Consider the following 10617-nt stretch of genomic DNA (forward strand, 5'->3'; position numbering starts at 1 on the left):
GGCGTCACTTCACCGCGACCTGGGAGATGTCCAGCACACCGGTCCAGTCGCTGATCACGATGTTCTTGACGTCCTTGCCGTACAGGCGCTTGTAGACGGGGTGGAACAGCGGCACGGTCAGGGCCTGCTCGCCGATCTTCCTGTCCAGCGCGCCCCAGCGCTTGGCGGCGGCGTCGAGGTCGGTCAGCTTGTTGATCGCGTCGATCTCGTCGTCGACGGACTTGTCGTCCAGCTGGCCGCTGTTGAAGTTGGCACCGTCCTTCACGATCTGGCGGCCGTCGAAGATCGGGGCCAGGAAGGGGCCGCCGGAGGGCCAGTCGGCACCCCAGTGGGCGAGGAAGAGGCCCGGCTCGGTCTTCACGTTCTGGGTCTTGTCCGAGTAGTCGTTCTTCTCCAGACCCTGGAGCCTGACCGTGATGCCGGCCTTCTTGAGCGCGTCCTGGACCGCGGTGGCGATCTCCGGACTGGTCTCGAAGTCCTTGCTGTTGGAGTGGGTGAGCGTGACGGTGAGGCCGTTCGGGTGGCCGGCCTCCTTCAGCAGCTGCCGGGCCTTGGCCGGGTCGCCGGAGGCGCCCGCCGGGAAGAGGTCGTAGGGGGTGTGGCCGAAGGACTTCTGGTTCGGCAGGAAGGTGGTGGCGGGCTCGGCGAGCGCGCTGCCGCCGGCCGCGTTGACGACCGAGGAGCGGTCGATGGCGTAGGAGACGGCCTGGCGCACCTTGGGGTCGTCGAACGGTTTGACCTTCGGGTTGAAGGCCAGGTAGTTCGTGTAGCCGAAGTGGCCGGTGCCCACGCGCGCGGCCAGTTCCTTGTCGCCGCTGACCTTGGCGAGTTCGGCGGGTCCGAGGTTGGTGTCCGTGGTGACTGCGGCGGCGTCCGGTCCCTGGGACGCGGAGAGCCGCTGGTTGATCACGGAGGAGTCCAGCCCGGAGCGTACGTCGATCCGGTCCGGGTAGGCCTTGCGCTCGGCGTCGGTGGCGGCCGACCAGTTCGGGTTGCGCTCCAGGAGGAGGTGCTCGCCGTCGTTCTCGTTCTTGACGACCTTGTACGGTCCGGACGAGACCGGGTGCTCCTCGTACTTGGTGCCCGTGTCCTTGCTCCGGGGCACCGGCGTGAACTGCGTCTGCGTGGCCAGGAACGGGAACTCGCCCTCGGGCTTGTTCAGATGGAAGACGATCGTCCGGGCGTCCGGCGTCCCGATCGCGGCGAGGCCCTTCTTGTCCTTGTACGGCCCCTGGTAGCCGGCCGCGCCGACCAGCCAGTCCCGCAGGTAGGGGGCGCCGCCGGAGAGTTCGGGGGCGAAGGAGCGCTCGATGCCGTACTTGATGTCGGCCGAGGTGATCGGGGTGCCGTCCTCGTACTTCAGCCCCGCCTTGAGGGTGTACGTCCACACGGTCGCGTCCTTGCTGGGGCGCCCGGTGTCGGTGGCGAGGTCGGGGACGACCTTGGCACCGGCGGCACCGTTCTCGCGGTTGCGGGTGGTGAGGGTGCGGAAGACGAGGGAGGGGACGTTGCCGCCGCCGGACGTGTAGAGGCGGGCGGGGTCGAAGTCCTGCTGCGGCTGGGCGTTCAGGACGCTCAGGGTGCCGCCCTTGTGGGGCTGCGCGTCGCCGCCGGCGCCCTTGGCATCGCTGTCCTTCGGCCCGCAGGCGACGGCGCCCGCTGCCACCACCAGGCTGACGGATACCGCGGCCACGCGGCGGGCTGAGACGGACGGTTGGCGCATCGGAATGACGACCTCTCGGGAGGAATGCCCCGGGTCCGGCGAGAACGTCTCGGATCGCGAGACGACGGGACGAGGGGTGAGACGAATCTGAACAGACGTCTGCCTCGGCGGCGGGTCGTCGGACCACCTGGAGCCACTCAGCCGCGCGCCGGCGCTCAACGGGAGCGCACGGAGCGGCGGAGCCTCACGGCGAAGGGGGGAAAGGAGCGACGCGCACGCCGGTGGCGGGCGTCAGCAACAGTGGATGTCGGCCACGCAGAGGCCGGTCACGCCGATGAGCGCCATCTCGATGGCGGCGCTGCTGGCGGCGTGACGGGTCCACATGCGCAGAAATATGAACGAACATTCGGCGCATTGTCAACATGATCCAGGGACCCCCGGGCGGCCCCTGGATCAACTCTTCGGATACGGCCAGGAGTTCGGCAGGCAGTGGATTCCGTCATGGTCCAGGAACTTCGTCTGCTGCTGCATGACCGGCGCCAGCTCGCCGTCCTTGTCGCAGGTGACGTGGTTGTGACCGAGGCGGTGACCGACCTCGTGGTTGATCAGCATCTGCCGGTAGGCGTACATCCTGTCGCCGAAGGTCTTCGCTCCCTGCGCCCACCGGTAGGCGTTGATCATCACGCGCGGGGTGGCGGCCGAGTCGCAGGAGACGTTGTCCTCGGTGGTGTCCAGACCCGACTTGGCGCACCAGGCGGCGGTGGTTCCCGGACTGGCCAGCGTGATCACGAAGTCGCTCGCCCCGGAGGAGACGCGCTCGAAGGTGCGGGCGCCGTTGTGGGCCCAACTGCGGTTGTCGTTGAGCGTCTTCTGCACGGCGTCGGCGAAGAGCCGGGCGTCGAGACCGAGACCCTGTTCCACGTCGATCCGGTAGGTGTACTTCCGCCCCCTGCCCGGCGCCTTGGCGAAGCCGGGGACCACGTCGAACCTGCCCGAACCCTTGAGCGTGGGGCTGAGCGCGTACTTCAGGTCCATCTTCTGCGCGTACGTCAGCGCCGGGGCACTGGGCGACTGCGACGGGCTCGCGTGACCGTCCGGGCCCACCGCGGAGCGGGTGCCGTCGTCCTGACCGGCGGCCGTCCGCGCCTGCGCCTGAGCGCCGGAACGGTCGTCGGTGACCTGCCCGGCGACGATGACCGCGAGCACGGTGGTGACCGCGGCCGCGGCGATACCCGTGAACGTACGGCCCTTGGCGCTCCTGCCGCCGGCCGGTGCTCCGGAGTCGGCGGGCATGGCGGGGGCGGGCATCGGCGCGGTGGTGCCGGGGAGCGGCGCGGTGGTACCGCCACCGGCCACGCCCGCGGCTGCGCCCGAGCCGGTGCCCGGGCCGGTGCGGGTGGTCCGCCCGGCCGGGGAGACCGGGGCCGCAGAGGGGGGCGCGGCACCACGCGACCGGGGGGCGAAGGCGCCCTCGCCGTCCTCGAACGCGTCGATGTAGTCCTGCCGGGGGCCGCCGGCGGGCGGCGCCTGCCGCTGCCGCGGGATGGGGACAGCGGGACCCCCGGGGCCGCCCGGAGCGGGGACGCCGGGCGACGGGCGCGGACCGCGGGCCGCGCCGGGGCGGTCGGGCCCCGGCTGACCTGTGCCCCTCCCGGAACGGGCCGGGGTCGCGGAACCGGACGGAGCATCGGGGCCTGTCGGGGCACCGAAGCCGGCCGGAACGTCGAAGCCGGCCGCCGCACCCTGGGCCGACGCGGCACCCTGGGCGGACGCGGCATCCTGGCCGGTCGCGGCGCCGTAGCCGCGCGAACCGCCGTAGCCCGTGGGGCCGTCGGCTCCCGGCCGCCGTCCCCGTACCGCACCGCCGGCCGTTCCGGTCCGGGTTCTGAACTCCCCCCAGCCGCCGCCCGTCTCCCACTGCTCGGGGTGGCCGCCACGGGTCTGCGGCACACCGTGCGCGGGCGTCTCGTCCCCCGGCAGGCGCGGAACACCGCGCGCGGGCGTCCCGTCGGGGAAGCGGGGGCCGCCGTACGCGGCCTGTGCCGCCGGTGCTCCCGGTGCGCCCGGTCCGGCAGGACCGCTGCGGCGCCGACCCGCGGCCGGGCCCTCCCGGCCTGAGCGGTTCTCAGGTCCCGCGGCCGCGCGAGCCGCCTCCGCGATCCCCGACGGACCCGCTGCTGAGCCCCCTGCGCGCCCTGCGCCCCCTCCGCCTGCTGAGCCCGCTGTGCCCTGTGCTCCCCCGGTTCCCTCTGATCCCTCTGATCCCTCTGGTGCGGGTGTTCCCGCTGTTCGCGCGCTGTCGCCCTTGGGGGCGGGTCCGCGGCGGCTGTGGCGTCCCACGAGGTCCGTCAGCCTCCCAATTCCGCGTCGGATGCGCCTTCGTCGGCCCCCGCACCGGACGTCTCCGCACCCGCTGCCTGCGCACCGGATGCCTCCGCCTCGGCGAGCAGCTCGCGGAACGCGGTCGCCACCGTCTCCGGGTACTCCATCATCGCCACGTGCCCCGCGTCGGGCAGGGTCACCAGGCGGGAGCCGCGGAAGGCGCGGGCCGCGCGCCGGGCCATGCGGTAGCCGACGAGCTGGTCCCGGCCGCCGTAGACCAGCAGCGTGGGGGCGAGGACCCGCTCGGCCTGCCGCCACAGGCCGTGCTGCCCGCCCAGGGTGTACGCGTCGACGAGCCCGCGCGCGGAACGCGTCATCGCGTCCCAGAAGTACGGCAGTCGAAGCCGCCGCTCCATCTCCGTGACCGCGTTGCGGAACCCTTCCGGCGTCACCCGCTCCGGGTCGCCGTAGCACAGGGCCATGACCCCGCGGACCCGCTGCTCCGCCGTCCACTCCCGGGTCAGCCGGGTGAAGAGCGCGGTGACGCCCGGCAGCGCGAGCAGTCCGGTCGGCAGGGCGGTGCGCTGCACGCGCAGTTCGGGCAGCGCGGGGGAGATCAGCGTGAGCGTGCGGACGAGGTCGGGGCGCAGCGCGGCGACGCGCGTCGAGACCGCGCCGCCCAGCGAGTTGCCGAGGAGGTGGACCGGGCCGCGGCCGGTGGTGTCCAGGTAGCGGATCACCGCGCGCGCGTGGGCGGTGACCGAGTAGTTGCCGTCGTCGGGTGGCGGTGAGTCGCCGAAGCCGGGCAGGTCGAGGGCCTCGCCGTCGACGTCGCCGTCGAGGAGGGCCATCAGCGCCGACCAGTTCTGCGAGGAACCGCCGAGTCCGTGGACGTACAGCGCGCGCGGCAGGTTCTCCCGCGCGGGGGGCCTGGAGCGCACCGTCAGGGTGATGCCCCGCAGTTGGACCGAGCGCAGCCGCTCCCCCTCCTCGACCCCGACGGGCCCCACCCTGGGAAGTACGTTGGCGGGCGGCACGGCGGGCAGCTCGGTCGAAGACATGCGGCAATGTTACGAGACGATCACGTCGCCATTCATGTGTTCGCCGTCACAGCGGGCGGCGGACAGCGCGGGATGCGCATCGCAGGACGGCCGCCCACCGCATGGCATCAGGATCGGGTGTCTCCTACGCTCGTACAGAGGGCACCCGTATGCAGCCCCCGCGCCTCGCGGGGGCACACGAGACATGCACCGACATGCACCGACATGCGCAGGGACGTTCGAGGGACGTCCGCAGGAAGGGAGCCCAGCATGGCGTTCGACCCCACCGATCCCGAGACGTTCGAGGACGAGGCCACCGAGAACGGCACGGAGATCGACGTCGAGGCCCCGGAGAACGACGCCGCAGAACAGCACGCCGACATCGCGCCGGAACACGACGACCCCCTGACGGGCGTGGACCCCGGCCGCGCGAACGAAGCCGATCTCGCCGAGCAGGCACGGGTCGTCTCCCTCGACGAGGACGACTACCGGTGACGGTGCCGGAACCGCCGGACCGGCGCTGAACAGCGGCGGCGCTCTCCTATGCCCGGACTCGGCAAGTTGGAAACCTTCTGTACGGGTTTCTTCACCGTCCGGTCCGTGAAATTCTGCGCTCGCACCGCGCACAGTACGGTTACCGAAAAGTACGATGGCGGCGCGGCGCACACCGCACAGCGACGACATTGGGAGGCGGCGTGACAGCCATCGAGCAGACAGAGGCGGCGCGCCCGCGAGGCACGCGCCTGCCGCGCCGTGCCCGGCGGAACCAGCTGCTGGGCGCCGCCCAGGAAGTCTTCGTGGCGCAGGGCTACCACGCGGCGGCCATGGACGACATCGCGGAGCGCGCCGGCGTCAGCAAGCCGGTGCTCTACCAGCACTTCCCGGGCAAGCTCGACCTCTACCTGGCGCTGCTCGACCAGCACTGCGAGTCGCTCATCCAGTCCGTGCGCGGCGCGCTGGCCTCGACGACCGACAACAAGCAGCGCGTGCGCGCGACGATGGACGCCTACTTCGCCTACGTCGAGGACGACGGCGGCGCCTTCCGGCTGGTCTTCGAGTCGGACCTGACGAACGAGCCCGCCGTGCGCGAGCGCGTCGACAAGGTCACGAACGAGTGCGCCGAGGCGATCTGCGACGTCATCGCCGAGGACACCGGCCTCTCGCGCGCGGAGTCGATGCTGCTGGCGTCCGGCCTGGGCGGCCTCGCGCAGGTGGTGGCCCGCTCCTGGCTGCACAGCGACCGCAGCGTCCCGCGCGACCAGGCGGTCCAGCTGCTGACGTCCCTGGCCTGGCGCGGCATCGCGGGCTTCCCGCTGCACGGCACCGAGCAGCACCACTGACGAACGGCGGACCGCGCGGACGGGTCGGTCGTTTGTTCCCGCCCGCTGTTCGCTCCTGGCGTTCTCCGGCGGAGCGTGTCCGTCCCCTCACCGGGCTAATGTGTGCTGGGTACGGCGCGGAAGGACGCGCACTTCACTGACCGTCGGAGGGACATAGCCGTGGAGGTCAAGATCGGCGTGCAGCACGCGCCCCGCGAGATCGTTCTGGAGAGCGGTCAGAGCCCCGAGGAGGTCGAGCGGGCGGTGGCCGAGGCGCTGGCCGGCAAGTCACAGCTGCTGACCCTCGTGGACGAGCACGGCCGTAAGGTGCTGGTCCCGGCCGAGCGCCTCGCGTACGTCGAGCTGGGCGAGCCGGCCCCGCGCAAGGTGGGCTTCGGGGCCCTGTAGGCACGGATGACGGGTGGGGCCCGGCGGTCGCCGACCGCCGGGCCTCTCGCGTGTCCGCCCCCGCCCGCCGGCTGCGTCTCCCGCTTTCGCGGGTTCTTCACGGGCCGCTCACGAACAGCCCACAGGGAAGGGTTGCATTCCGCAGGTCAGGGGTATGACGGGGCTACGACCGTCAGCACCGGCCGACCGTGTGGGAGGAACCGTGATGTTCTTGGAGGCGTTCGGCTCCGCCGTGCTCGGCCTGCTGCTCGGCTGGGTGGCCTTCCGGCGCCTGTCGCACCGGCTGCCGTCCCGCCCGCTGGTGCTGTCGACGGGCGTCGCGGGCGCCCTCCTCGGAGACTTCGTCACGCACAGCGCGCTGGGTTCCGCCCCCGTGGTGTCCAGCCTGCTCGGCGCGGCGGTCGTCGCGGCCGCCTCCCTCTCCCTGCTGCTCCGCCCGGCCGGCCGCCTGCGCCGACGATCCCTGACGGCGTGACCGCGCGGCCCGGCGTCCGCACGGGCCCGCACCGGGGGCGGCCACGGCAGCCGAGGGCCACCGGAGCCGCCCGCCGTCCGGACCCGCGGCCTAGGCGGCCAGGCCCAGCGCGGCCATCCGCTTGGTGTGCGCCTCCGTGATGCGCGTGAACATGCGGCCGACCTCGGCGAGGTCGAAGCCGTCCGCCACCCCGCCGACGAGCATCGTGGAGAGCGCGTCGCGGTCGGCGACGACCCGCTGGGACTGCGACAGCGCCTCGCCCATCAGGCGCCGCGCCCACAGCGCGAGCCTGCCGCCCACCCGCGGGTCCGCGTCGATCGCCGCGCGCACCTTCTCCACCGCGAAACCGGCGTGCCCGGTGTCGTCGAGGACGGCCAGCACCAGCTCGCGGGTGTCGGAGTCCAGCCGGGCGGCGACCTCCCGGTAGAAGTCGCTGGCGATCGAGTCGCCGACGTAGGCCTTGACGAGTCCTTCCAGCCAGTCGGAGGGCGCCGTCTGCCGGTGGAAGCCGTCGAGCGCGGCGACGAAGGGGTCCATCGCCGCGGTGGGCTCCGCGCCGATCTCCGTGAGGCGGTTCCGCAGCCGCTCGAAGTGGTGGAACTCCGCCGAGGCCATCTTCGCCAGCTCGGCCTTGTCCGCGAGGGTGGGCGCCAGCTTGGCGTCCTCCGCGAGCCGTTCGAACGCCGCTAGCTCTCCGTACGCGAGCGCCCCGAGCAGGTCCACGACGGCGGCGCGGTACTGTGGATCGGCGGCGGCCGTCCCCCAGTCCTGGGCGGCGATCCCGGTGCGTTCGGCGGGGGCGTCGGAGGCCTGGTCAGGCTTGTCAGAGCTGGTCATGAAGCGCACAATAGCCCGCTCGCCGGGTCCCGGAGAGACCTGGCCGACCAGTGTGACGACGACTACGTGACCAAATCGGCCATCGCGTGTGCGCGATTCCGGGGTATGGTGGTAATGCGCCTGCTGGGTACGCCGAGGTGTCTCGACGCACTCCGACAGGCCGCACGCATGAGGATGCCCGGTCGGTGGCCCGATCGGCTCCGACCCGACAGCCCTCCCTGACCGTACGGCACAGTGCGTACGACGATCGGAGGGACACCCTCAGCGGTACGAGTGCTGGGCCTGCCCCGAGGACAGGCCCGCAGAGCGTCGGCAGAGGTCCCGTGCCATCACGGCCGGCCTGAGCGGTTTCGCCCGTACGGCCGCCGGCGTCCCCGGCACGGTCCGACACGACCCCCGCGCTCGCCTCGCACCGCACACACAGAAGAGGCAGCACCCTGACTACGACGTTCCGAGAGCTCGGAATCCTTCCCGAGACCGCCGAGGCCCTGGAGGCCGTCGGCATCATCAACCCCTTCCCCATCCAGGAGATGACGCTCCCCGTGGCCCTGTCGGGCACGGACGTCATCGGCCAGGCCAAGACCGGCACCGGCAAGACCCTGGGCTTCGGCCTCCCGCTCCTGGAGCGCGTCACCGTCCCCGCCGACGTCGAGGCCGGACGCGCCACCCCCGAGGCCCTCACCGACGCCCCGCAGGCGCTCGTCGTCGTCCCCACGCGCGAGCTGTGCGTCCAGGTCACCAACGACCTGCTGACCGCGGGCAAGGTGCGCAACGTGCGCGTCCTCGCGATCTACGGCGGCCGGGCCTACGAGCCCCAGGTCGAGGCCCTGAAGAAGGGCGTCGACGTCGTCGTCGGCACCCCGGGCCGCCTGCTGGACCTGGCCGGCCAGAAGAAGCTCGACCTCAAGCACATCAAGGCGCTCGTCCTCGACGAGGCCGACGAGATGCTCGACCTCGGCTTCCTGCCCGACGTCGAGAAGATCATCGGCATGCTGCCGACCAGGCGGCAGACCATGCTGTTCTCGGCCACCATGCCGGGCGCGGTCATCGGCCTGGCCCGGCGCTACATGTCGCAGCCCACGCACATCAGCGCCACCGCGCCGGACGACGCGGGCGCGACGGTGGCCAACACCACCCAGTTCATCTACCGCGCGCACAACATGGACAAGCCCGAGATGGTCGCGCGCATCCTGCAGGCCGAGGGCCGCGGTCTCGTGATGGTCTTCTGCCGCACCAAGCGCACGGCGGCCGACCTCGCCGACCAGCTCAAGCAGCGCGGCTTCGCCTCCGGCGCGGTCCACGGCGACCTCGGCCAGGGCGCCCGCGAGCAGGCGCTGCGCGCCTTCCGCAACGGCAAGGTGGACGTCCTCGTCTGCACCGACGTCGCCGCGCGCGGCATCGACGTCGAGGGCGTCACCCACGTCATCAACTACCAGTCGCCGGAAGAGGAGAAGACGTACCTGCACCGCATCGGCCGCACCGGCCGCGCGGGCGCCAAGGGTACGGCGATCACGCTCGTCGACTGGGACGACATCCCCCGCTGGCAGCTGATCAACAAGGCGCTGGACCTGGGCTTCAACGACCCGCCGGAGACGTACTCCACCTCTCCCCACCTCTTCTCCGACCTGGGGATCGCTGCGGGCACCAAGGGCGTCCTGCCGCGCTCGGAGCGCACTCGCGCCGGGCTGGACGCGGAGGAGCTGGAGGACCTCGGTGAGACCGGTGGTCGCGGTGCCCGCGGGCGCGGTGGCCGGGGCGCTCGCCCCGAGGGCCGCTCCAGCGACCGCGAGCGGGAGCGGGAGCGGGAGCATGACCGTGAGCGCCCGGCGCGCACCCCGCGCCGTCGGCGCCGTACGCGCGGTGGCTCACCGGTGGACCCGGCCGCACCGGCCGCCGGTACGACGGCCGGGACCACGCCGGTCGAGCCGGCGGCCTCGGCCGAGGCCACGGGCACCCGCACCCCGCGTCGACGCCGGCGTACCCGTGGCGGTGCCGGTGCCTCGGCGCAGCAGGCGGCGCACGCGGCGGCGACGGCCACCGAGCCGGTCCCGTCCGCCGCACCCGCCGAGCCGGAGATCCCCGTGTCCGCTCCTCCGGTTGCCGCGTCCACGTCGGCGCAGGCCCCCGAGGCCGCGGTGACGGTGCCGGAGAGCCCCGCCGCGCAGGCGCCGGAGGCCCCGGCGCAGGAGAAGCCGCGACGTCGCCGCACCCGCAAGGCCGCGGAGCCGGCGGTGACCGCCGAGACGGTGACCGAGGCCGGGACCGCGGAGGAGGCGCCCGCCGAGGCGAAGCCGAAGCGCACCCGCAAGGCCGCCGCCAAGGCACCCGCCGCCGAAGCCACCGCCGACACGACGGAAGCCACCACCGAAGCGGAGGCCAAGCCCAAGCGCACCACGCGCAAGAAGGCCGCCACCACCGAGGTGACCGACACCGCCGAAGCGGCACCCGCCGAGGCCAAGCCGAAGCGCACCCGCAAGGCCGCCGCCAAGGCACCCGCCGCCGAAGCCACCGCCGACACGACGGAAGCCACCACCGAAGCGGAGGCCAAGCCCA

The 10617-nt window shown here is 72.8% G+C and carries 10 protein-coding genes; 5 read left to right on the forward strand and 5 right to left on the reverse strand.

Annotated features, from left to right (window positions below):
• Positions 1 to 4: 4 nt before the first annotated feature.
• The 4 genes from AB0G56_RS16330 to AB0G56_RS16345 all read right to left on the reverse strand — a co-directional run bounded on the left by AB0G56_RS16330 (position 5) and on the right by AB0G56_RS16345 (position 5046).
• The gene (locus tag AB0G56_RS16330) at positions 5 to 1723 is read right to left on the reverse strand and encodes an ABC transporter substrate-binding protein (RefSeq protein ID WP_360969566.1); all 1719 of its coding nucleotides are present in this window, start codon (positions 1721 to 1723) and stop codon (positions 5 to 7) included.
• Between the two features lie 231 nt (positions 1724 to 1954).
• Complete coding sequence (locus tag AB0G56_RS16335) at positions 1955 to 2047, reverse strand: Ms4533A family Cys-rich leader peptide (RefSeq protein ID WP_360969568.1); 93 nt, start codon at positions 2045 to 2047, stop codon at positions 1955 to 1957.
• Positions 2048 to 2116: 69 nt separating this feature from the next.
• Positions 2117 to 3613 (reverse strand): DUF3152 domain-containing protein, encoded by a 1497-nt coding sequence (locus tag AB0G56_RS16340; protein ID WP_360969569.1) that lies wholly within the window; start codon positions 3611 to 3613, stop codon positions 2117 to 2119.
• A 398-nt stretch (positions 3614 to 4011) separates the two neighbouring features.
• On the reverse strand, positions 4012 to 5046 hold the full coding sequence (locus AB0G56_RS16345; RefSeq protein ID WP_360969571.1) for an alpha/beta hydrolase: 1035 nt from the start codon (positions 5044 to 5046) through the stop codon (positions 4012 to 4014).
• A gap of 249 nt (positions 5047 to 5295) precedes the next feature.
• On the opposite strand from AB0G56_RS16345, the gene AB0G56_RS16350 reads away from it, so the two are divergent.
• From AB0G56_RS16350 to AB0G56_RS16365, 4 genes are all read left to right on the forward strand, one after another.
• Positions 5296 to 5520 (forward strand): hypothetical protein, encoded by a 225-nt coding sequence (locus tag AB0G56_RS16350; protein ID WP_360969572.1) that lies wholly within the window; start codon positions 5296 to 5298, stop codon positions 5518 to 5520.
• Positions 5521 to 5720: 200 nt separating this feature from the next.
• The gene (locus AB0G56_RS16355; RefSeq protein ID WP_360969574.1) at positions 5721 to 6365 is read left to right on the forward strand and encodes a TetR/AcrR family transcriptional regulator; all 645 of its coding nucleotides are present in this window, start codon (positions 5721 to 5723) and stop codon (positions 6363 to 6365) included.
• Positions 6366 to 6524: 159 nt separating this feature from the next.
• Positions 6525 to 6752 (forward strand): DUF3107 domain-containing protein, encoded by a 228-nt coding sequence (locus tag AB0G56_RS16360; RefSeq protein ID WP_037852073.1) that lies wholly within the window; start codon positions 6525 to 6527, stop codon positions 6750 to 6752.
• Positions 6753 to 6957: 205 nt separating this feature from the next.
• The gene (locus tag AB0G56_RS16365; protein ID WP_360969576.1) at positions 6958 to 7227 is read left to right on the forward strand and encodes a hypothetical protein; all 270 of its coding nucleotides are present in this window, start codon (positions 6958 to 6960) and stop codon (positions 7225 to 7227) included.
• Positions 7228 to 7317: 90 nt separating this feature from the next.
• Here AB0G56_RS16365 and AB0G56_RS16370 read toward each other — a convergent pair whose 3' ends face one another.
• The gene (locus tag AB0G56_RS16370) at positions 7318 to 8064 is read right to left on the reverse strand and encodes a ferritin-like fold-containing protein (protein ID WP_360969578.1); all 747 of its coding nucleotides are present in this window, start codon (positions 8062 to 8064) and stop codon (positions 7318 to 7320) included.
• A gap of 530 nt (positions 8065 to 8594) precedes the next feature.
• Here AB0G56_RS16370 and AB0G56_RS16375 point away from each other — a divergent pair.
• A partial coding sequence (locus tag AB0G56_RS16375) for a DEAD/DEAH box helicase (RefSeq protein ID WP_360969580.1) occupies positions 8595 to 10617 on the forward strand: 2023 nt, incomplete at its 3' end.

It is taken from the genome of Streptomyces sp. NPDC021356 (genome assembly GCF_040641015.1).
Taxonomy (GTDB): Bacteria; Actinomycetota; Actinomycetes; order Streptomycetales; family Streptomycetaceae; genus Streptomyces.